The sequence below is a fragment of the Clavibacter michiganensis genome, assembly GCF_021216655.1.
Classification (GTDB): domain Bacteria; phylum Actinomycetota; class Actinomycetes; order Actinomycetales; family Microbacteriaceae; genus Clavibacter; species Clavibacter michiganensis.
The window spans coordinates 2,379,317-2,401,180 of the sequence record NZ_CP080437.1 but is presented as its reverse complement, the minus strand read 5'-3'; the positions used below and the strand labels follow the sequence as shown (position 1 = coordinate 2,401,180).

General features: G+C 67.2%; 17 protein-coding genes and 1 pseudogene. 8 read left to right on the top strand and 10 right to left on the bottom strand.

Annotated elements, in window-relative coordinates:
• The first annotated feature begins 169 nt into the window (after positions 1 to 169).
• The 5 genes and pseudogenes from K0V08_RS11385 to nhaA all read left to right on the top strand — a co-directional run bounded on the left by K0V08_RS11385 (position 170) and on the right by nhaA (position 9,268).
• A complete protein-coding gene (locus K0V08_RS11385; protein ID WP_011931291.1) occupies positions 170 to 910 on the top strand; it encodes an MBL fold metallo-hydrolase in 741 nt (246 codons plus the stop codon).
• A 786-nt stretch (positions 911 to 1,696) separates the two neighbouring features.
• Positions 1,697 to 2,338, top strand: coding sequence for an FAD-dependent oxidoreductase (locus K0V08_RS11380; RefSeq protein ID WP_079535002.1), 642 nt, complete (start codon positions 1,697 to 1,699; stop codon positions 2,336 to 2,338).
• A gap of 1,364 nt (positions 2,339 to 3,702) precedes the next feature.
• A pseudogene (locus K0V08_RS11375) lies at positions 3,703 to 3,930 on the top strand (isocitrate/isopropylmalate family dehydrogenase); the annotation flags it as partial.
• Between the two features lie 353 nt (positions 3,931 to 4,283).
• Positions 4,284 to 7,301, top strand: coding sequence for a S8 family serine peptidase (locus tag K0V08_RS11370; RefSeq protein WP_227266791.1), 3,018 nt, complete (start codon positions 4,284 to 4,286; stop codon positions 7,299 to 7,301).
• A 662-nt stretch (positions 7,302 to 7,963) separates the two neighbouring features.
• Complete coding sequence (nhaA, locus tag K0V08_RS11365; protein WP_079535003.1) at positions 7,964 to 9,268, top strand: Na+/H+ antiporter NhaA; 1,305 nt, start codon at positions 7,964 to 7,966, stop codon at positions 9,266 to 9,268.
• Positions 9,269 to 9,324: 56 nt separating this feature from the next.
• On the opposite strand, the gene K0V08_RS11360 is transcribed toward nhaA, so the two are convergent.
• The 4 genes from K0V08_RS11360 to K0V08_RS11345 all read right to left on the bottom strand — a co-directional run bounded on the left by K0V08_RS11360 (position 9,325) and on the right by K0V08_RS11345 (position 12,264).
• The gene (locus K0V08_RS11360) at positions 9,325 to 9,540 is read right to left on the bottom strand and encodes a LamG-like jellyroll fold domain-containing protein (protein ID WP_043560370.1); all 216 of its coding nucleotides are present in this window, start codon (positions 9,538 to 9,540) and stop codon (positions 9,325 to 9,327) included.
• Between the two features lie 135 nt (positions 9,541 to 9,675).
• A complete protein-coding gene (locus K0V08_RS11355) occupies positions 9,676 to 10,845 on the bottom strand; it encodes an ATP-binding protein (protein ID WP_011931286.1) in 1,170 nt (389 codons plus the stop codon).
• A 454-nt stretch (positions 10,846 to 11,299) separates the two neighbouring features.
• On the bottom strand, positions 11,300 to 11,632 hold the full coding sequence (locus K0V08_RS11350; protein ID WP_043560368.1) for a hypothetical protein: 333 nt from the start codon (positions 11,630 to 11,632) through the stop codon (positions 11,300 to 11,302).
• Positions 11,632 to 12,264, bottom strand: a complete 633-nt coding sequence (locus K0V08_RS11345) for an AAA family ATPase (RefSeq protein ID WP_079535004.1) — start codon at positions 12,262 to 12,264, stop codon at positions 11,632 to 11,634. Before K0V08_RS11345 ends, K0V08_RS11350 begins: the two co-directional genes overlap by 1 nt.
• A gap of 143 nt (positions 12,265 to 12,407) precedes the next feature.
• Between K0V08_RS11345 and K0V08_RS16190 the strand changes: the two genes are divergently transcribed.
• Both K0V08_RS16190 and K0V08_RS16185 read left to right on the top strand, forming a co-directional pair.
• A complete protein-coding gene (locus K0V08_RS16190) occupies positions 12,408 to 13,214 on the top strand; it encodes a phosphotransferase (protein WP_079535005.1) in 807 nt (268 codons plus the stop codon).
• A 45-nt stretch (positions 13,215 to 13,259) separates the two neighbouring features.
• Entirely contained in the window at positions 13,260 to 13,997 is a 738-nt protein-coding gene (locus K0V08_RS16185) for an HAD family hydrolase (RefSeq protein ID WP_079535006.1), read from the top strand.
• Positions 13,998 to 14,065: 68 nt separating this feature from the next.
• Here the strand turns inward: K0V08_RS16185 and K0V08_RS11340 are convergent, their stop codons facing one another.
• Both K0V08_RS11340 and K0V08_RS11335 read right to left on the bottom strand, forming a co-directional pair.
• Positions 14,066 to 14,812, bottom strand: coding sequence for an HNH endonuclease family protein (locus K0V08_RS11340; protein ID WP_079535007.1), 747 nt, complete (start codon positions 14,810 to 14,812; stop codon positions 14,066 to 14,068).
• Positions 14,813 to 15,148: 336 nt separating this feature from the next.
• Positions 15,149 to 15,907, bottom strand: a complete 759-nt coding sequence (locus tag K0V08_RS11335; RefSeq protein WP_228510936.1) for a single stranded DNA-binding domain-containing protein — start codon at positions 15,905 to 15,907, stop codon at positions 15,149 to 15,151.
• A gap of 1,369 nt (positions 15,908 to 17,276) precedes the next feature.
• On the opposite strand from K0V08_RS11335, the gene K0V08_RS16180 reads away from it, so the two are divergent.
• Entirely contained in the window at positions 17,277 to 17,942 is a 666-nt protein-coding gene (locus K0V08_RS16180) for a trypsin-like serine protease (protein ID WP_158218998.1), read from the top strand.
• 113 nt (positions 17,943 to 18,055) lie between these two features.
• Here the strand turns inward: K0V08_RS16180 and K0V08_RS11330 are convergent, their stop codons facing one another.
• The 4 genes from K0V08_RS11330 to K0V08_RS11315 form a co-directional block, all read right to left on the bottom strand.
• Positions 18,056 to 19,603 (bottom strand): ParB/RepB/Spo0J family partition protein, encoded by a 1,548-nt coding sequence (locus K0V08_RS11330; RefSeq protein WP_079535008.1) that lies wholly within the window; start codon positions 19,601 to 19,603, stop codon positions 18,056 to 18,058.
• Positions 19,604 to 20,159: 556 nt separating this feature from the next.
• Positions 20,160 to 21,002 carry a Fic/DOC family protein gene (locus tag K0V08_RS11325; protein WP_011931216.1) on the bottom strand — a complete coding sequence of 281 codons (843 nt, stop codon included), beginning with the start codon at positions 21,000 to 21,002 and terminating at the stop codon, positions 20,160 to 20,162.
• Positions 21,003 to 21,027: 25 nt separating this feature from the next.
• Positions 21,028 to 21,237, bottom strand: coding sequence for a hypothetical protein (locus K0V08_RS11320; protein WP_079535009.1), 210 nt, complete (start codon positions 21,235 to 21,237; stop codon positions 21,028 to 21,030).
• A 118-nt stretch (positions 21,238 to 21,355) separates the two neighbouring features.
• Positions 21,356 to 21,763 carry a hypothetical protein gene (locus tag K0V08_RS11315; RefSeq protein ID WP_227324831.1) on the bottom strand — a complete coding sequence of 136 codons (408 nt, stop codon included), beginning with the start codon at positions 21,761 to 21,763 and terminating at the stop codon, positions 21,356 to 21,358.
• Between the last annotated feature and the right edge of the window lie 101 nt (positions 21,764 to 21,864).

Genomic DNA, 21,864 nt, shown 5'->3' with positions numbered 1-21,864 from the left:
ATTTCGCGTGACACCTACACCCCTGGCGCAATCCGGGTTGGTAACTATTACGTCCGATGGCCTTTTCGCATCGGCGTGCGCCATGGCATGGCATGGCACGCCACCAACGAATCGCTGTTCTATTGGAGCGACCACTCGCACCGACACGCCTTCAGAGAGGAACATATCTATGAGTAGGAACAAGGGTGACGCATACACGATCACGGCCGTGGAAGCGGATGTGTTTGTGGTTCGCGGGTCCCATGTCAACTGGTCAATTCTGACCGAAGGGTCCGGCATGACGCTCATTGACGCCGGCTATCCCGGGAACAGCGCGGCAGTCCTGGATTCACTTGAAGAAGTCAGCGCCAAAACAGGCGCGCACCGCCTTGAAGCTATAGTCATCACGCACGGCCACTCGGACCATATCGGGGGCCTCACGGCTGTGCTGGACGCGCTCCCAAACACTCCTCGAGTCTTGTGCTCACTGCTCGAGGCGAGCCACGTACGCCGTGAGCACCTGCAGCAGGTGACACTGCGACAGGTGCTCCGCCATGCGGGTCAACCTGGAGTGCTTACATGGTTGCTAGCGGCAATACAGCAGGGCGGCCTGAAGGAGGTGGGCTACTCCGACGTGCAGGCCTTCGCGGGAGATGCTTCCCTTGATATTCCCGGTCGCCCGTCCCCTGTCGACGCGCCCGGACATACGGAGGGCCACACAGCGTACTATCTCGAAAGGGCCGGCGTGCTGGTAACAGGAGACGCCCTCATTACAGCGCATGCGACGTCACGCGACGTGGGACCTCAACTGCTGCATCCTATGTTCCATGGCGATGTCCAGGCGACTCGTGAAACGTACGACCGACTCGTGAACTGGCCCTACGCCGTGCGCTTCGCCCCCGGGCATGGGCCCGTGGTAAGTAGCCGCTGAGGCTACGACGCCAGGATCGGCCCACGTGATCAGCAGACCTCCATGTGGGAGCTACTACCAGTGCGAGGGGCTCGAGGGATCGTGGCCGGCTCCTGTTCAAGCTCGCGTCTAGAATCTTGATGGCGGGCCGCGACTAGCTCCCGACCTCGCGTGACCCGAGGACCGATCTGTCCACGGGACATCGCTCACGACCTAGTCGACACCCCTCGTACCTCCTTTTAGTTATTCGCCGCGGTTACGGCACCCGATAACTCATACCCTTCCCCCGTAGCATCGTGATGTTCATGAGGACTGTAATCATCGGAGGAGTGGCCGGCGGAATGTCGGCGGCGATGCGGCTGCGTCGGCTAGACGACGAGCGCAACGTCGTCGGGCTCAAGCGTGGCCCGTCCGTGTCGTTCGCCAACAGCGGGCTCCCCGGGCGTGATATCGCAGAGGGCATCGCTGCTGCTCCAGACCCCGGACTCGCTCGCCGCCCGATTCCGCCTCGATGTGCGGGTGCGGCACGAGGTCAAGGCAATTCAGGCGAGCGCGAAGTCCGTTCGCGTGCTTGACCTCGACTCGGACGCCGAATACGTAATGAGGGTCCGACGACCTGGTCGAGGCGGTGGGCTCTGGAACGGCACCGGCCGGCAGAGACAGGGACATACCGTCCTCTACGCTGCGGAGCGTTGAGGACGTGGATCGCATCACGGCCGGCCTCGACGAGATTGCCGACGCGCACGCCAGGGTGGTCAAGCGGGCTTCGCCGGCCTGGAGGCCGTCGACAATCTTCTTACCCGAGACGTGCGGGGCACGCTCGTGCGGCGTAACGACAAGATCTTGTCGTTGCTGCATTCCGAGACGGCCACGCCGGTGCAAGGTGCACTGGAGGCGGCAGGTGCGGATCTGCGCACGGGGGCGGCCGTCTTCGGCGCGGCGCACGGGCACGCGCTCCTCTCGGCCGGTACGCGCGTGCGGGCCGATCTCGTGATCCATGCCGCCGGTGTCCACCCTGAGGCCGGGCTCGCGCGCGCGGCCGGACTGCTCCTCGGCCCAGCGCTAGCATTGCTGGTGACGATGGCAGGCCAGGCGAATCGGCACGGACGGCCAGCGGCGGACGACATCGCCGGCGACGCGACGACAGACGCTGCAGGCGTTCTCGCGACCGCGATCCGCGGTCTCTTTGGTCTCTTCGGTCTCACAATTGGCCCCGTTGGGCGGGACGAGAAAACCCTGATCGCCGCGAGGCGTGCGCATCGGGTCATTCATACGCACCCGGCATCCCAAGCGGGCTACTACCCGGGTGCACGGCAGATGGCAATCGAGCGCCTGGACGTGATCGCGGTCGCCATGAGCGCGAACATCACCGCGTCCGCGCCGTCACGGCTCGAGCTGGCCCATGCGCCGCAGTACGGTCCGCGAAGGACCCCGTCAACCTCTCTCTGATACGGCGCCGAGAACGCGGCCACCGGCTGCACCCTCCAGTGGCACGAGCTGGCTGTGCAATACCGGGCCTGTGGACAACTTGTCCCGTCGGGACCACCGGCGCAGTAGCATATTCGCTCGAATGTAAATCACGACAGCCGCATGTATGGACGCCGATTATGTAATCCGATTGCGTGCTGACTTTCCCGCCCGCACCAATAACCTGACAAGGACCATCAGTGAAATCGCACCTCCTCTCTGTAACCAAGCGCGCTCGGCCGCGCTCAGCCCACCGGCTCGCTAATGCAGCGGTGGGTGTCGGCGGCGCAATGATTATTGCCTTGTCAACAGGTGCCGGCGCCGTGTACGCCAGCGAAAACGAGGGGCAGAGCCACATCGCCACGGCGACCGATTCCTCCGAGGCGTCGACGACATACTGGACGACCGCACGGCAGGCACAGGCGATTGCGTCCAGTTCGCCAGAAGCCGACATGACGCCCGAGCTCTCCACTTCCGCAGTACAAACATCAGCTCGCACCCATGCACACGCGGTCCTCCCGTACGTTGGAGAGCTCTTCTTTGTTCAGGGCGGCAAAAACCGCGCATGCACCGCCACCGTAATCAACACACCCGACGGTGACACGATAGCCACAGCCGCAAGCTGCCTCATCGACCGCGGAGCCAAGACCGTATACCGACTCGCGACTTTCGTACCTTCCACAGACCATGCAGCAGCACCACAAGGCATTTGGCCGATCCGCGTGGCCGAAGCCACGCCACAGTGGAACGCAACGGGTGCAACGTCTGCGGACGTAGCGTTCGCAAAGGTCGCCGGCCCGACCGGCACCCACCTAAAGGACGCCGCCGGGTCCGTTCCGGCCGTATTCGACACTATTACACCCCCCGCTACGGAACTTCTCCGCGTGTTCGCGTATCCGCAGGAAAAACCATACAGCGGCCAGAAGCTCGTAGGCTGTGGTGCTATCGCGCATCGGCTCGCTGCGCCGTCGGCAGCACGTGAAATCGGGTGCGATATCAACGACGGCGCAATGGGAGGACCCGCTCTGTCGCCCGCTGGAGAACTACGGTCCGTGATCGCGCAGAGCTCCGATCAGCGAGTCGGAAAGCGAGGTCTGGTTCTGGCAGCATGGGGCACGGACGCCGCAACGACTCTTGCCGATCTGTCCAAGAGGTAGTCGCCGAAAGTTGGATTTGCACAGCGGCGGAGAAGGTCAGGCATCATAAGCGCGAGACCCGCACAGCGCATGCGTCGCTCAGCAGGAATAGTCCGCAGTCAGACTGATAGCCGTTTACAATGTGCGCTGACGAGAGGTATCCCGTGATGGGGTGAAGGGGAGGGCGCACTTGCGTCCTCCCCTTCACCCCTGTTCCAGGAGGTATTCGAGGCCGAGTACGCGGAGCAGTTCGCCGCAGCGGGCATCACCTACGAGCACCGCCTCATCGACGACATGGTCGCCGCCTCGCTCAAGTGGGAGGGCGGCTACGTCTGGGCCTGCAAGAACTACGACGGCGACGTGCAGTCCGACACCGTCGCGCAGGGCTTCGGCTCGCTCGGCCTCCGACCGAGGAGTTTCTCGCGTCGCTCGGGGAGAAACCGCAGACGCGCCTGGCCTGATCCGCCGGCGTCATCCGACACCGCCGCTCGCCGAGAGGCCCCGCCCCCGCATCGGGGGCGGGGTCTCGCCCATATCCGGGCGCGCGGCGCGTGTGCAAAGAGCCGATGGGGGCCGTGGATCCTTCCCTACGGTTCTGCCCATCGCCTCGACGACGTGACTCCGCGACTCCGGCCGGTGCCGTCCTGCGCACCTCGGGCTCCGCGGATCCACGAGCCGGCCGCGGTCGGCGATAGGAGGGAACAGCCATGCCCAGCCACTGACACCCGCTCCCGCCCGGCCGGAGGGCCCGGCTTCGCTCGGCACGTCCCCTCGCGGCCTGCGCGCTCGCCGTGGCGCTCGTCGTCGCCGGGGGATCCGCCGCCGGTGCCGCGGTCCTCCCGCAGGCCGCCGTGTCGCTCGACGCGGCGGACGGCCACTACCTCATCACGCTCAAGGACCAGCCGGCGGCGACCTACGACGGCACGCTCGACGGGCTCGCCCGCACGGAGGTCGACCCGGGGGCCCGACTCGACGCGCGGTCGGACGCCGTCGAGCGCTACACCGACCACCTCGCGCGGGCGCAGCGCTCCGTCGCCGACGCGATCGGCGTCACGCCCACCCACCAGTACTCCCTCACGACGAACGGCTTCTCCGCGTCGCTCACCGCAGCCCAGGTCCGGGCGCTGGCGCACGACGGCGACGTCCTCAGCGTCGAGCCCGACCAGACGCTGCACCCGCAGTCGACGCCCGCCATCCGCTCCCTCGGGCTCGAGGGCGACCACGGGCTCTGGGCCGCCGCAGGCGGCGCGGAGCACGCCGGCGCGGGGACGGTGATCGGCGACATCGACTCCGGCATCGCCCCCGACAACCCGTCCTTCGCGGGGAAGCCCCTCGGTTCGGCCCCGGGTGCCGAGCCCTACCGCGACGGGACGGGCATCGCGTTCCGGAAGGCCGACGGCAGCGTCTTCCACGGCACATGCGAGACCGGCGACGGCTTCACCGCCGCCGACTGCTCCACCAAGGTCATCGGAGCCCGATCCTTTGTCTCGGGGCGCGATGCGAGCGGTGTGCCCCTCGGGCCGCAGGAGCGGCGGTCTGCGCGCGACACGAACGGGCACGGATCCCACACGGCCAGCACGGCCGCCGGGGACGCGGACGTGCCCGCCGTGATCCACGGCCGCACCCTCGACACCATCGCGGGCGTGGCGCCGGCCGCGCGGATCGCCGCGTACAAGGTCTGCTGGGACGGCCCCGACCCCACGGTGGAGACGGACGACGGGTGCGCCGCCTCCGACATCATCGCGGCCATCGACCAGGCCACGGCCGACGGGGTCGACGTCATCAACATGTCGCTCGGCGGCGACGGCCCGTCGCCGGACGAGGAGCAGCGCGCCCTCCTGGGCGCCGCGAGCGCGGGCATCTTCGTGGCCGCGTCCGCGGGCAACAGCGGCCCGGACGCGAGCACGGTCTCGAACCTGGAGCCGTGGGTCACCACGGTCGCCGCCAGCAGCGTCCCCGACAACTACGCCGCGACGCTCACCCTGGGCGACGGCCGGAGGTTCGCGGGCGCGTCCCACATGGGCCCGTCGCCCGTGTCGGGCCCGCTGGTGCGAGCGGCGGCCTCCGGTGTCGCCGGCGCGACGTCCCCGGAGCTGTGCGGGAAGGGCACGCTGGATCCGGCGAAGGTGACGGGCCGCATCGTGCAGTGCGACCGCGGCGTCTCGGCGCGCGTCGACAAGAGCGCCGAGGTCACGCGCGCCGGGGGGATCGGCATGGTCCTCACCAACGTGAAGGCCGACTCGGAGGACCTCGACAGCCACGCCGTCCCGACCGTGCACGTGGACGTCGACGCCCGCCCCGCGATCGTCGCCTACGCCGCGAAGGCCGGCGCCACCGCGACGCTGACCGCCGGCGACACCTCGGGCGTGGAGCGACCTGCTCCCCAGGTGACCGGCTTCAGCTCCCGGGGCCCCGACCCGGCGGACGGCGCCGACATCATCAAGCCCGACATCACGGCACCCGGCTCGGGCATCCCCGCCGCGTACAAGGACGTCGACGGCCGGCCGGGCTTCGCCGCGCTCTCGGGCACGTCGATGTCGTCGCCGCACATCGCCGGGTTCGCGCTCGTCTACCTCGGCATCCACCCGACCGCGTCGCCGTCCGAGATCAAGTCCGCGATGATGACCACCGCGACCGACACGGTGGACGCGCAGGGGAAGGCCGTCACGGATCCGTTCGCGCAGGGCGCCGGCGAGATCGCGTCCGCGCGCTACCTGCACCCCGGCCTCGTGTACGCGAGCGGTCCGCGGGACTGGGCGGGGTACGCCGCGCAGACCGGGCTCGAGCTGCCGCATCCCGTGCCGGCGGTGCCGGTGTCCCAGCTCAACCTGCCGAGCATCGCGGTCGGGTCGCTCATCGGCGGCACGACGCTCACCCGCACCGTGACATCCCAGGCCGCGGGGACCTGGAGGGCGTCCGTGCAGGGCGTGGCCGGAGCCGACGTGACCGTCAGCCCGGCCCGGCTGACCTTCACGGCGCCGGGCCAGACGCGCACCTTCCACGTGCGCATCCAGGCGAAGGTCGGAGCGTCCACCGGCGCGTGGACGACCGGGTCCCTCACCTGGACGGGCCCCGGCGGGACCGTCCGCAGCCCCGTCGCCGTGCGGCCGCAGGAGCTCGGGGTACCGTCGTCGGTCTCCGGTAGCGGGACGAGTGGAAAGTTGGACGTGGCTGTCGACTCCGGAGTGACGGGGCGGATCGCGCTCGAGGCCTCGGGGTTGGCGCCGGCGCAGCGCCTTCACGACCCGTCCGGCACGCAGAGCGGGCCGACCGGATCGCTCGCGCCAAATAGGGAATACGCCATGCAGATCAATGTCCCCGCCAATGAGAAGGCACTCGTGGTCGATGTCGCCCCGCGAGATGGGGCGTCAGATCTGGCACTTGAGCTCGAGCGGATCGGCGACGGCGGCAAGCGCACGGTAATCGACGTCAAGATCACGCCGTCGCCGTCCGAGCGTATCGTCGTTCAAGCACCGGAGGCCGGTGAATACGTTGCGACTGTGGCGGCGGAGTCGGTCGCGGGCAGTGCGGCGATGACCGGCTTTGACCTAACCCGGTACGACGTGGTTGCGAGCGGTGGGCAGGGCGCTTTCGCAACCACGCCGGTGCAGCTCCCGGTGCAACGCGGTAAGAAGGCGACGTACGAAGCCTCTTGGTCCGGGCTTGCCGTTGGGTCCCGTTACCTCGGGCTCTTGTCGTACTCCGGATCAGACGCCACCACATTGTTCGACATCACAGTACCGGCAGACTCGACCGCGCCGTCGGCGAGTGCCCCGCTCGCGGCTACCTCCTACCGGATCAGACGCTGACGGCGTCCATCTGCTCCTGAATCAACTCGGGCACGACTTTCGCCAGGAGCTGTGGCTATCGACTGGAAGGCCAATTGGGGCAGGACGGAATCTGCGCTGCACGACACTGCGCGGTGGCCGGAACGACGCTTAACGCGGACTCACGGCCACCGTGCGGGCTTTTTGACCGGCCCGACTACGAGCGGCATCGTTCCCCGCTCTGCGGTTGTGCGCCTCTGACAGGCGGCCACCCTATCGGAGCTTGTCAGCTACCCAAATGCGGTAAATAGTTTGTATTAGCCCACAAACGCCCCCGCGTCAACTGTTGGGCCGCCTTTGAGGGCACGACGTGCGCGGCTCACCTTGGGCTCATTAGGGAATAGCTTCCCGGCCACCTCACCAACCCTCACAGTCGCGGTCGTGCACAGGTCGGCAAGGTTGGGCTGTGCCCTTCCCGACAGCCCCCGCCTCGCGCTCACGCGCCCGCGCCGCTGCCACGTTGCCCAAGCGGCTGCTAGTGACCAAGCGCGCCTCCGGCACTAACGGGTGGATGAGCTCGTGGGGCACGAACGCGCATGGCGAGATCGCCGACTGCCCGCCGCCAGCCGGCTAGGCCCGCTACCGTCAACCGCGACGCCGGAGCGGAGACGCCCCCTGCTCACGCTCGTCGACGGAAGACCACCATGATCTCGCCCAACCCTGCCTTGCCTACCCCTCCGCACGCCCCGACCGCGCCCGGCCGCGGCGCCCGCCTCTCCCGGTTCCTCAGCCCCGACACCACCGGCGGGATCCTCCTGCTCATCGCGACCGTCCTCGCGCTCGTGATCGCGAACAGCCCCGCCGCGGACCTCTACGAACGCGTGCGTGGCTTCACGTTCGGTCCCGAGGCGTTGCACCTGGACCTCAGCGTCAGCGCATGGGCGGCCGACGGGCTCCTCGCGATCTTCTTCTTCGTCGTCGGTCTCGAGCTCAAGCAGGAGTTCGTCGCCGGATCCCTCCGCGACCCCCGCGTCGCCGCGCTGCCTATCGCCGCGGCTGCGGGCCGCGTCATCGTGCCTGCCGGCATCTTCACTCTCATCAACCTCGGCGCCGGGCCCGAAGCGCTCCGGGGCTGGGCCATCCCCGGAGCGACCGACATCGCGTTCGCCGTGGCCGTGGTCGCAGTGGTCGGCAGGCGCCTTCCCCCGGCGCTGCGGACGTTCCTGCTCACTCTCGCCGTGGTCGACGACCTCCTCGCGATCACGATCATCGCCGTCTTTTACACGGCCGGTATCGCGTTCGTGCCTCTGCTGCTCGCGTCGGTGCCACTGGCCGTCTTCGGGATCCTCGTGCAGCGCGGCGTGCGTGCCTGGTATGTGCTCATCCCGCTCGGCGTCGCCGCGTGGGCGCTCGTTCACGCGTCCGGGATCCACGCCACCATCGCCGGAGTCGCTCTCGGCCTCCTCGTCCCCGCGATCGCGACCGCCCGTGCCGGTGTCACGCACCGCGGCACCGCCGGGCGCGAGGAGCGGCACGCGCTCACGCACTATTTCGCTGAGCGCTGGTCCCCCATCTCGTCCGGCATCGCGGTCCCCGTATTCGCGTTCTTCTCCGCCGGCGTCACCGTCGGCGGCCTCGAAGGCCTCACCTCATCGCTCACCGACAGCGTCGCCGTCGGCATCATCGTCGCCCTCGTGATCGGCAAAGCCGCCGGGATCACCGGAGCGTCGCTCCTCGTGGCCCGCCTGCCCGGCATCCGCCTCGACCCGACGCTGCGATGGCCCGACGTCCTCGGCCTCTCCTTCGTCGCCGGCATCGGCTTCACCGTTTCGCTCCTCGTCGGCGAGCTCGCGTACGGCACCGGCAGCGCGCAGGACGACGCGGTGAAGGTGGGCGTGCTGATCGGATTGCTCACGTCGGCTGTCATCGGCGGCACGCTGCTCGCTCTCCGCGGACGATGGCACGCTGCTGCCTCGCTCCACGAGCCGGTTCCCGCGGCTGTCCGGTAGGGGATCCTTGCCCGTTCATCAGGCAGTACCAGGCGTGTCGGCCGAGCTTTGCTTCGCTAGCGGCCTGCGTTGTAGTGGTTCTGGATCTGCGTGGCGGTGAGGGTGGTCGAGTAGACGGCGGCGTACCTCATGCTTCCGGTGAAGTACCGGTTGCCGGCGGCCGGCCAGGTGTCGAGGTTGTCGTAGCCGATGCGCCACCATCCGGTCGTGTTCTCCGCAGCCCGGAAGGAAGTGTTCGCCGCGACCTGCCTGCCGTCGAGCCACAACGTCATGCCCGCGGTCGGTGACATGGTCGCGACTACGTGATGCCCCTGATGATCGAGGAGGCTGCGAACAACGAGTCAACGACGAAGGACAGCGTTTTTCGCCGTCAATGGCCCACTCCCCCGCCTCAGGCCCTTCAGGCGTCAGGCGGGTTGTCGCTCTATGAACGCGGCCATCCACGGGACGGTGAAGGCGATGCGCCCGTGCTCGGGTGCGTAGATGATGCCCTTGTCGGTGAGGTTCTGGCGGATCTTGCTAAGGCGCTGGGTGGTGCGGTCGAGGCGGCGTGCCACGTCGGCTGTCTTGGATCCGGTGTCGCCGTCGGCGGCCATGGCGCGCAGGTACTCCTTCTCGAGGGGTGTGGCGCGGTCCCATCGGGTTCGGTAGAAGCCGTCGTCGAGGTGGCGGAGGGCGAGCCCGGCGCCGTTTTGGGCGTCATCGCGGGAGATCGGTGATGACGCTGCCTCGAGCCATGCCTCGGAGCCGTACTCCTGGAGGAAGTAGGGATATCCGCCGGTGAGCGTCACGACGAGGTCGATGGCGTCGTCGGTCCACGTGACGCCTTCATCGGCAGCGGGCACCGTGAGGGCATCGGCAGCCGCGTCGGACTCGAGTTCGCGGATGTGCCGGTACTGGAAGAGGCGCTCGGAGTAGGACTTCGCTTCGGCGAGGCGGGTGGGCAGGCTGGGCAGCCCGGCGAGGACGAAGAGGACGGGTCGTTGTCGTTGGGAGGCGCGGTGGGCGACGGTGCAGATGGCGACGAGTTCGTCCGCGGTGAGGTCTTGTGCCTCGTCGATGAGGATCGCGAGGCCGAGTCCCTCGTCGTGCACCGCGTCGAGGATCCCGTCGACGACGGTGGTGAGGTCGAGTTCGATATTGCCCGAGTCGGCGAGCTCGGCCTCGATGTCGTCGAGCGTGAGTCCGAATGTGGTGGTCCCGTCCGTGTCCACGCGAGCGGAGAAGGACAGGGCGGTCTTCAGCGCGCGGAGGAAGGGCCGTTTGCGGTTGCGTCGGGCGATACGGGCGACGTGGCTCTGGAGGGTCGAGGAGAGTGCGCCGCGCATGGATGTCCCGGCAGCCGCTTCGACCTGGGCGACGATCCACCCGGATGCTTCGGCTTCGGCGGACATCTGGCTCAGCAGGACGGTCTTGCCGACGCCGCGGAGTCCGTAGAGGACGAGCGAGCGTGGTGCCCGGCCAGCGGCAGCGCGTGCGACCGAGACGCGCCACGCCTCGAGCTCTGCGTCCCGGCCGACGAGCGCGGGTGGCCGTGCGCCGGCGCCGGGCGCGTAGGGATTCGTCGTACCGTCCACGGTAAATCTCCCCTTGACTCTCTTGATCTGTCAGATCTTGACAGACATCGGGATACACCGGGAGACCGACTCCAGCATTCTTCCGCTCGAACAGGGCGGGCGCTCAACTACTAGCAGAGCGCTAGCGATCTGCATGCACGCGATCTGTACTGCCGTCGGAGCGGCATCCCGACTGATCCGGCGCCGCAGTTCGCGAGACCCGCGTGACAGCCCTGCGCGTCAGCTGGCGGATGCGACCTCCGCGGACAAGCACCTGCACAGTGAGGTCGAGACTCCCACCACTCCCCCACACTGCACGCCCACACTGGCACACACACGCACCGGACGCTCACCGGCGCCACCAAGACCCACCCCCAGTCCTGCGGAAGACCCCTGACCCATCCGCCAGCCATGGCAGGCGCGCCTTCCGCTAGTGCTTGCTATCATATAGCTAGCATCCTGATAGCACCCCAAGTCAGCGGCTGAGGTGTTCTTCGCGGAGGACCTCGAGCCCTCGGCGCAGCGCACGAAGCGTGGTGGCGTGATGCGTGCGCTCTTCTAGGGCGGCGACCTCAGCGAGGAGTTTCGGGAGGTCCTCGTTCGGGTAGCGGATGAGGGCGTTCTTGGGCCAGGCGCGCTGCTCCCCCGGAGCCGGCGCCGGTTGACGATCGCCGGAGGGTGCGACTGCCGGCACCGCAGGTTCCGCAGCGGGCGCCGGCTCGTTGCTGCGCGCCTCGGCGGCGGCGCCGAATGCCTCGATGCGGGCTTCGCGGTCACGTTCCTGCTGGGTCCTCTTCTTGATGGCCATTACGCCGTCACCTCCGCTGCCAGTTCCTGGATCTCTGCTCGTGCCTTCGGGTTGCTCCACTCGACGACGCCGCGTCCCTCGCCGATGACGTCGCGATACGCCTTGCGCTCGAAGACGACGGTCTGCAGCGGGCGCAGTTCGGGGTAGTCCGAGAGATAGTCCTCCGAGTCGGCCCGTTCGGTGACTCCGGGGTTGGTGGGAACCTGGGTCAGGAGGCTGCGGACGTCGAGCCCCGGGTTGAGGTCCCGTGCCTGCTCCACGAGTTCGCTCATGTGCGGCAGGGTGTCGAGGTCGAACTGAGACGGCCGGACGGTGACGATCATCTTGTGCGCGACGACCATGCCGGTGCGCATCTCCTTGCTGTCCTTACCTGCGACGTCGACGATGACGACCCCGTACCTGCTGTCGAGGTCGTTGAGGGTGCCGCTGATGTTGCCGAGCTTCTCGATGCAGGCGATGGCGGGCGTGAGGCCAGCCGCTTCGCGGTCGGCGTGCCAGCGAGCGGAGGAGCGCTGCACGTCGGCGTCGACGAGGACCACGTCACTCCCCCGTCGGGCGTACTCAGCCGCGAGGTTGGTCGCGATCGTCGACTTCCCTGCGCCGCCCTTTTGGCTGCCGACTAGAAGAATCATGTAGAGGCGTTCCCGTCTGTAGCCCTTGCATAGTACTAGCGCCTTGCTAGCAGAGTCATAGTACTAGCCCCATGGCCGACGGAGGGGAACTGGGTTGGTCTGTGTAGACGGCTCAGCCGACGCAGCGCCTCAGGGATACTGCTATGCAAGTGCTAGCACTACAAACGCGAGGAGTCAACACAGTGAGTGCCACGGAACCCCTCTCTGGCGGTAATTCTGCTCCGGTTATATATCGTCAGGGGAATGTCGTTTATAAATCGTCGCACGAGTCTACTCCGGCCGTCGGGCGCCTCTTGCGGTACCTTGAACAACGAGCGCCAGGTTTAACGCCGCGATTTAGTGGTGTGGGAGACGACGGACTGCAGCGCTTAGAGTACATCCCTGGTCACCTCCTCGCCGACCAAGGGCGTCTTTCAGACACGGCTCTACGGGACGCAGGTGCGGCAATCCGCGAATTACACGACGCCCTGGAGTCGTACAAGCCAAATGCGATGGACAGATTTTACCCTAGCTTTCCTACGGAAGCTGGATCTATACTGTGTCACAATGATCTGTCGCCCTGGAACTTCATTCTCCGACCCGATGGCTCTATGTGTATCATCGACTGGGACGGCGTCGGTTGGGGGACACGTGAATGGGACCTGAGGTACGCGATAAAGACGTTTGTGGGTCTCGAGCCTGGTACTGGAGTTGCGAACAACGGTATACGAATGTGTATCTTTCTTGACGGGTATCGTTGGAGTGGATCGCCCGATTTGATACTTTCCAATGTTCTTCTTCGAACAGAATCTATGCGTGATTTGCTCGAAACGGGAAAGCGGAATAATACGCCTCCTTGGTCACGTTTATACGATGAAGGGCACTGGGGTTATTGGTCGGATTGCTATGACTACATTGCAAGCAATATGGAGCACTGGCGGGCGCCCCTATTCCGTCGCGGTATTGAATAGTCGCGCCGGTGGCATCAGGTAATACAATGGGCGTGTTGCTTCTTTATGTCTTATAGTCGGGGCGGTAGATTTTTTTGGAGATATAACGTGCGGAAACATCTGGCAAGCGCGAGTACCATTGTATTCGACTTGGCTGGCACCCTCACACCTTCGGTTCCGGCTTTTGCAAAATCCACTGCATGGGAGGCATACGCGTCAGTTGTGCGACCGGCGGACGTTGAAGCGTCGGTTTTGGCATTAGAGGCGGCAGAGGACTCCGCTCGAGTAGCGTGTGTAGAAAGAGGCAGCTCCTGGTCATTTCGCCGGGTATTAGCTGACTCGAGCATGCCCTATCGACTTGAAGCTGTTGAGGCATTTATTGATACTTGGCGTCCGTGGCTACGTGTACCAGCGGATATATCTTCGCGATTGCGAATAATTCACGACGCCGGATACCGTGTTGGTTTGGTCAGTAACACCATTTGGCCTGCCGATTTGCACGGGCGCCTGCTTGAGGCTGACGGTGCACGCGCGTCGTTCGACTCGACTGTCTACTCGTCTTCTACACCATGGGCGAAACCCAACCCGCGTATTTTCGCTTATGCGCTGCGGGAGCTGGGGTGCGACCGTGCGTCCGACGCCTTGTTTGTCGGGGATAGGACTTTTGAGGACTTAGATGGTGCGCATTTGTCCGGGATGAAGGCTGTGCTTGTGGGCAATGAGCCTGAGGGCGCCCGCAGCGAGTCAGAGCAACGTTGGGATATTCGGGCTCTGCTGGATGGGCTTATCACTCGGTCCATATAGTGAAATGATGTAGTCCGTCGAGGGTATTGCGCATCGGAGGCCCCGCGAGGGCCAGGGCTGTCCCGTGGTCAGTTGCAGGTCTTGGGGGTGTGGTCGATCGCGGCGCGGTGCGCGTCGTCGGTCGTGAGCGCGGAGGCGTGGAGCACGAACGCGAAACGGGTGACGTACATGCAGTAGTAGCCGGCGGCCGGTGGGAGCCACGTCGCCGGCCCGTGGTCCGACTTCGCCTCGTTCGTCGGTCCGTCGATGGCCTGAAGATTGTTGAAGTCGGTCGCGAGCTGCTCGCGGCGGTCCCCCGTCCAGGCGGCGGCGCCGTGCTGGCACGCCCACCCGAGGGGTACGAGGTGGTCGATCTGCACGGCCGCCCTGGTGGCCTTCCCGCGGGTGAGGTCGATGCTGCGGCCCGTGTAGACGTCAGCGAGGTGGCCGGTGGCCACGGTGCAGCCGGGATCCGCCATCGTGTACGTGATCGCGGTGAGATCGCGGGCCAGAACGTCGTTGCGCTGGTCGCACCCGTTGTATTCGGTATCGGCCCAAGAGGGCCCGTACGCGGCACGGTCGTAGTTGGGCGTCCGGGTGTGCGCGTCAACGAGCGAGCGCACCGACGGCGCGTCGACCGCTCCTCCGCGGACGAGGCCGGCAGCGGTCAGGGCGTCGACCACAGGACCGCTCGCGGCCGTGCGGGGTCCCGCTGTCGCGCTATCGGCCGGCTCCTGCAGGTTGCCGAGGCCGCTGCCGTACCGGCCCCCGGCGAGGCCGCCGATGCTGAGGAGCACGGCGGCGAGGAGGTACAGGCGGCGCGTGCGGCCCCTCACTCGTCACCCCGTGCCGGGTTCGCGGCTGCGCTGGCGACGTTCATGATTTCGACAACCAGTTCACGGATCCGTAGGTCACCGGCCAGGCCCGCGGTCTCGAAGGTCTCGGCGACCATGAGGTCGATGTCGCGGGCGTCGCTGTTGCACTCGAGCGCTTTGACGACCCGGGTTCCATCTCCCCGGCGGCGGCGCCTGTGGGCTGCCGGTGCTCGACGGCGTGGCGGGCGCCGCTCCTGGCGGTCTCGTACGCGCCGTAGACGTCGATGACGAGCTGGGTGTCCTCGTCGGCGCCGGGCGTGCTGCCCTCAGCGCTTCCGGTCAGTGAGTCGAGCATCGCTACTCCTCGCCCGCGGTCGTGGTCGTGGACGTGGACGCGGTGCGTCGGGCGATGGTGACGTCCTGGCCGAAGAAGCTGGCGCCGATCTCGTCGACGAACACCTTGTGCTGCAGGATCGTGCCCTTGTCGCCCTGGAACTCGCGCACCGTGTAGGCGCCGCTGAACGTGACGCGGATGTTGCCGCAGGCCTTCGCGGTCGCAACGAGGGCGACAGCTTGCGTGCCGCTGACGGCGAGCTCGTACCGGATCGGCGGGCCCTGGACCCAGGTCCCGTTCTCGTCCTGGAACCGGTCGTTCACGATGACGGCGGCGTAGGTGTACGGACCCTTGGGCCCCTGGCGGAGGACGGGGGTGCCGGCGAGGTTGCCGGTTCGGCTGATGTGGCTCATGGTGCGGCTCCTGTTCGTGTGGGTGGTGCCGGACGGTGCGGTGGACGGTGCAGCCGACGGGGCCGAGGCCGCCGACGTCGTGGCGGGAGTGCTGGGGGTCACGCGCTGTGATGCGGGGTCGATTCCCCAGGATCGGAGGGCGTCGTCGACGGTGATGGGCTGCGCGGCCTCCCACGCAGCTCGGCGTCGCTCTTCCAGCTCCTCGCGGGTGACGATGGCCCGGTTCTGCGGGCGACGCTCGTCGCCGTACGGGGCGCGGTAGTACCGGTCGGCGAGATCCTCCATGGCGGCTCGGCCCTCGATGATTCCGATCTCGCGGCCGAGGTCGAATGCGAGCTCCTGCTCGGATGACAGCTTCTGCGTATCCATCACAACGTCTCCTAGAGAAGAGATTCTCACTGGCAGCTATCGCACTGGAGAAGATCCATCGGGTCGACGGAACGACATATTCGTCGACGGTGGAGGTACCGATGGCCTGTGCGAGGTTCTGGTCGTTGGCGCTGGTGGTGTTCATCGGAGCTCCGTTCTCGTCGTTGCCGCTACGGTTGCTTTCCCTATATAGAACAATACGGTATCGGAGGCACTGAATGCAATACTTTGGGGCATTCTTCTTGGGACTCTGGTGCATTTCCCACGAGCTTGAAATACATATCTGGCCCTACCGTGCGCGGGACTCCCAGAACATTCCCGCGGCGAACTAATTGGCGCGTTGCGTGGTACAGGGGACTGTTGTGCGCGCATCCCTCGCATGAATCTGGGACCGATGTGGGGACTGTGGTCGATGACATTGGGGGGTGAATGACTGCGGGAGGGCTGGATATCCATCAGCGCTCTGGTCCGGTGCTTTCGACAACGGACGGCCGCCCTGGGGGAGCCTGCTGCGCCCTTCTCACCAGGTCGTCGCTGCCCGCCGCGGAGCGGCTACCAGCCCTCTCGCCGGCGTGCGCCGGGCGGCCAGCATGGGTCCGCACGACGTCGCCGAAACTGGGGCTCGCCCGGTCTGCCCTATCGGACTGGCCGGGAGCCACAGATCACGCGATGACAGGGAGGGTCGCGGGAGTCGTCTGGTCAAGCACTGCGGCGGCCGGCGGCCGCGAGTACGCGGGGTGCGGGCTGGGCGCCGGGGGCTGCCGCGCCTGGGGACCGGCGAGTTCGTGCACGAGCTCGACGTCTAAACCGCCGTTGACCTGGCTCGCGTCCAAGACCCGTCGAATGACTACCCGGGGAACACGGCTATGGGTGCGTCGCTGTGGTCGCAGCCAATCTCCTGCGCACATGTCTTGAGCGACGACCTTCGAGGCGCGTGCCCCGCAACGAACCCCTGCGTCACCCTCCGCTCAACCGGCGCACGGCGCTGCCGCGCCTGGGGAGTACTAGATCCAGGTGTGCACCGAACGAGAGATCCTCTGACCAACGTCTCCTTGAACGCACGCCCTTCTACTGGCGTCGAGATGCCCCCAACGACCTCTGAAAGAAAGAAGCCCCTCATGCCCAAAGGCTCTGATTACCCCTCCCGTCGTATCCCCGCATCCGACCGGATGCCCCAACGACGCCGACAATACAATCGCTTTTTTAGGCTGTTTGTACTCAGCTTGCTCTTGTCCGTGACTCCGGCTGTGACGACAGCGATACCAGCCCAGGCTGTCGGCTCTAATCGCACCTCTCTACCCATTGTCGCAGGATCGGTACTTACGTTTCATTCACCCACCCCACCCCACCCGGCACGTACAGTGCGGACGTGCGGTGCACTGCGGGAGCGGTGCTGAAGAGCACGACTCTGTACTCGAGAATACTCCCATTTGCGGCCGCTAAGAGATACATCCCCACCGCGAAGCACTGCGGTGACCTTAACGCGGATGTCTACGCAGGAGATACGAATGTAGGAAAAGTGATCTGGCAGTCTCCAGACAGGGACCTTGAGCTTGTTGAAGTGGATCCTGTTGTGTCGAGAAGTACACATTGTTCAGGCACTCCCAGCGGTGCGCCCCGGTGCAGTATTGTTCAGTCTTACACGCCGCGAGCGGTCGGAAAGATACTTTTGAACCTGCCGTTCAGTAACTTTGAACGGGCAGTCCCGATAGCCGGAACAGGTGACCCCAATAGTACGCAGTCCATTTGCATATCCGGCTATGTGACTGGCGTGAACTGCACGTTCAAGCTTGTAACGCTACCACCGACGGAGGAGGCGCAGGCTCGGTCGCGCGGACAGAAGGTAATTCGCAGCGGAAGCAGGGGATCGGAACCCGAGGATTCAGGCGGGCCGGTTTCCAGCGAGTCGGGCGTACTGTTCGGCATTCACCATGGGTCGGCCGACCCCACGCGGTTCAAGAATGTATCCATCTACACTCCAATTTCTGAGTTCTTTCGGGAGCAGCCAAACTATGCCATAGCGCCCTCGAGCTAGGGGGGTGCCGTCGATGGGGGGAGCGCGAGGGGATCGCCCCTCGCCGGGCGCCCGCGGCGGCCGTGGTGCCCGGGCGGGGCGGGGCGCTCCTGGCCAGGAGCGCCCCGCTGCCGCTACGCGGCCTCGGCCGGGTCGGGCTCCGGGTCCTCGGAGGGATCAGCGGTGATGGGCTCGTGGCCGTCCTCGACGGTGGCCGTGTCCACTTCGGCGGCGTCCGTGTCCGTTTCCGCGGCCGCGGTGTCCGCGTCGGCATCGTCGGCATCGTCGTCCGCGTCGCGCGCGGCGCGGCGCTTCTCGTCGGTGTTGACGATGAGCTGCTCGACCTCGCTCAGCGGGTACCCCCAGGCGGCGAGCTGTCGGAGGTACTCGGCGACCTCGGGCTGGGCGCTCCGCCACGACTCGCGACTGACCGACGCCTCGATGCCGCCGAGGACGACGGCGAGGGCGACGTGCTGCGCCTTCGTGGGCGTCGCCGCGGCGTACTGCCCGAGGGCGTCGCTGTAGTAGCCGCGCTCACGCGCAACGCCGAGGAACTCGTGCGCGAGCGGGCTGCCTTCCTGGACGGCGCGGCCAACCTCGTGGCGGTAGGTGGTGAGCCCGGCCGCGATGACCTGCACGGCGTTCTTCGGGAGGGCCTTCCGCGTGACGAGCGACGCGACGAACGTGCGGCGCACGGTCTCGGCGTTGTCCCATGCCTTGTTGTTGGCGATGACCCTCCGGCGCTCGGCCTTCTGCTCAGCCTTCTGCTCGTCGGTCATCGTGACCTCGGCCGGGGTCTCGTGCTGGCGTCGGCGGAAGCCGACCGCTTCGGGGTCCCGGAGGTAGTAGGTCGCCTCCGGGCCGTCGAAGTAGTCCACGATCCGTGCGCCGCGGCCGTCGAGGGCATCCATCTCCTCGGCGCTCAGCCGCGGGTAGCGACCGTCGGCGGTCACGAGCTGGAAGACGGGCACGAACGCCTCGTGCTCGGGGTTCTCGTGGTCGACGATCACGTAGCCGCGGCTCTCGTGGTCGGTGATCGCCGCCTGCAGGGCCTCGCGGCGGGCGCGCTCGTCGCGGGCGCGCTGTAGCTCGTGCTCGAACTGCGCGGGCACGGTCACGGCGGTCTTGATGAGCGCTGCCCGGGTCTCCTCGTCGTCGTCGAGCTCGACGAGCCCGGCGGCCTGGTCCAGCGTCAGCTGGTGCGCGGTCATCGCGTCGGCCGCGGCGGGCGTGTTTGCCACCTGCAAGGTCGTCTTGACCGTCGCGGTCTTGGTGCCGGTGCGCTTGGAGATCGCCGCGGGCGTGAGTCCGGCGAATTCGAGCTGCTTGAACGCGACCGTGCGGTCCGCGTCGGTGAGGGCCAGGCGCTGGTCGTTCTCCACGAGCTGCTGCACGATCCGCTCGGCGGTGGCCTCGTCGCCGTCGATGATGTGGACGGCGATCGTGGCCAGGCCGACCTCTCGCGCGGCGAGGGTGCGGCGCTGTCCGGCCCGGACGAGCACGCGGCCCTCCGCGTCGCGGCGAGCACGGACCGGCGTCAGGACGCCGTTCGCCCGGATGCTCTGCACGAACTCCCGGTTGAGGTCCGCGCTGGGGCGCACGTTCTCCTCGATGATGAGCGTGTTCGGGTCCAGGTACTCGATGACCCCGACGGGACTGGTGGTGTTCTCGGTAATTGTCACGTGTGTTCTCTCTTCCACTCGTTTTTTTGCCGTGAAGGCGTTTTTACGCCTTAGCGACCGGAGGGCGTAGTGCAACCCGAAGGGCGGTGGGGGAGAGAATTTCGGGGCGAAATAAGGGAGCTTGCGACCGCGTCCCGAAAATCTCGGAGGAGCCAGCGGCGCAGCCGCTTGCGCGGAGCCCGCAGGTGGCTACGAGGGAGCGCAGCGACCGAGCCGCCGAAGGCTTCACGGCCAAAAAACGGGCCCGCAGGGCCCAGAGAGGGGCGCCGCGCAGCGGCACAGATGAGGCCAACAGCGCCGCATCGCGGCTCCGCCCAAGCGTCGCCCGCCATGCTGGACGCAGCGCACGAGACGGCGGACACCACCGCCGTATTCACCCTCGTTTGCCGGCGCGCACATCGTCCTCGCCGATGTGGACGTCGTGCTCGCCGTCCCCGGCACCTAGCCCTTGGTGGGTGTGCCGGCATGCCGGCACACCCACCCCGAGCGCAGGACCGCGGCACCACCACGGTGCCCAGGTGCGAGTCGGCGACGCGTCGACGTCGTGGCGCTCGGGCTAGCGCTCGAGCGCGTCGTCCCCGCGGGCACGGTGAGGCTCGTGAGAGGTCACACTCGTCGACGACGACCCGCGATGCGGCGTACTGCGCTCGTCCGGGTCGATGCCCGCCGTGCGGAGCATCTCGCGCTCGGCGAGGTCACGGCGGCTGTAGGCCGGCGTCTCGCCTGCGTCGCGGGACGGCGCCTGCTCGCGCCCAGCGGTGCGCGCCGCGCCGAGCGGCGCCGCGCCCTCGGAGCCCCGGGTCGAGGCCGTGTCGATCAGGTGCGCTCGGAGGTAGCCGGCGAGGGGGCGGTCGGTGCCGGCGATCGCCTGCAGGCGGTGGTGGCGGAGCTCGTCGACGTCGATGCTCGCCCAGTCGATCGGGTGGCCGGCCCGCTGCGCGAGAACGGCCACGAACATGGACTGGCTGCGGGTGTTGCCGTCGCGCCAGGGGTGGATCGCAGAGAGCTCGCCCCAGCGGTCGGCGAGACGCTTGGTGAACGTGTCGGCGTCGAGCCCGGTGAGGTAGTCCTCGCGCTCGAGCTTGCGGAACAGCGTGTCGAGGTTGGCCTCGATGAAGTCGGGCCTGCAGTACGGGATCCCGGTGCCCGTCGCCTGGACGTCGACGTCGCGGATCCGGCCGGCGATCCCCGGGAGGAGATCCCCGAACATGCGCACGTGGATGCCGCGGAGGTACTCGATGTCCAGGCGCTCCGGGGCGGGCTCGGTGTAGATCTTCGCGAGCACGAACGACGCGACGTCGTTCATGGCCTCGTCGAGCTGCGCGTGGTCGCGGATGCCCGCCGCGTTGATGAGGACGCCGCCGCTGCCCGGGTACGTGTACTTGTCGTCGACGCTCATGCGGTCGTCAGGGCGACGCCGGCGCTCAGCGCTGGCGGAGGGGAAACCCGTACTTCGCTGCGACCTCCGCGCGAGCCTCGTCCTCGGTCAGCGTCCCCTCGAGGACGCTCCGGGCCCGGCCGAGCGCCTCGGCGTTCGGGAAGTGTCCGGCGAGCTGCTGTGCCTTCTCGACAAGCGCCATGCCCTGCTCGACGTCGACCGTCGGCGCACTGCGCTGCGTGATCTTGGTGCCCATGGGAACCCCCCTGCTCACCTGTAATTATACGGGTTGTGAGCGCTGTCCGCGCGGGAATCGTGACCCCGTGAGGGCCCGGTTACGAGGGGCTGGACGGGCCTCGCCAATCACGACGTGGTCATGCCCGGGCGAGCCCGCTGAGCGTGATCCAGATGCCGCGGTCGCGGAACGCGCGAGGGCTCTCCTCGAGCGCGATCTGGCGGTAGATGTTGGGCGTCGACGCCCACCACTGGCCGGGCTTCACGGTCCGCCACGCATCGTGGATCCAAAGCGGGGCTGCCCAGCCGTCCCGCTCCGCGAGGTAGTCCGCCAGCGCGGCGAACGCCGCGTCGAGCTCGACAGATCCGGTCGGGGCCGGCGGCTCGGTGAACACCTGCGCGCCCAGCTCCGTGCCGCCGCGCAGGCAAGTGGACGTGTAGTCGTCGAGGGCCTGAAGGACGCCGAACCGCCAGCCGGCCGTCGCCGGCTCGCCGGCGTCAACGAGCTCGGCGGCGTCGCGGGCAGCGCCCACCGCGGTGTGGAGCACCCCTGCGGAGCTCCGCGGTGCCGGCGGGGCCAGCTCCGCGAGCCGGATCATCTCTGTCACCGACAAGATCTCGCCTTGGAACGCCACACCCCACCTCCTTC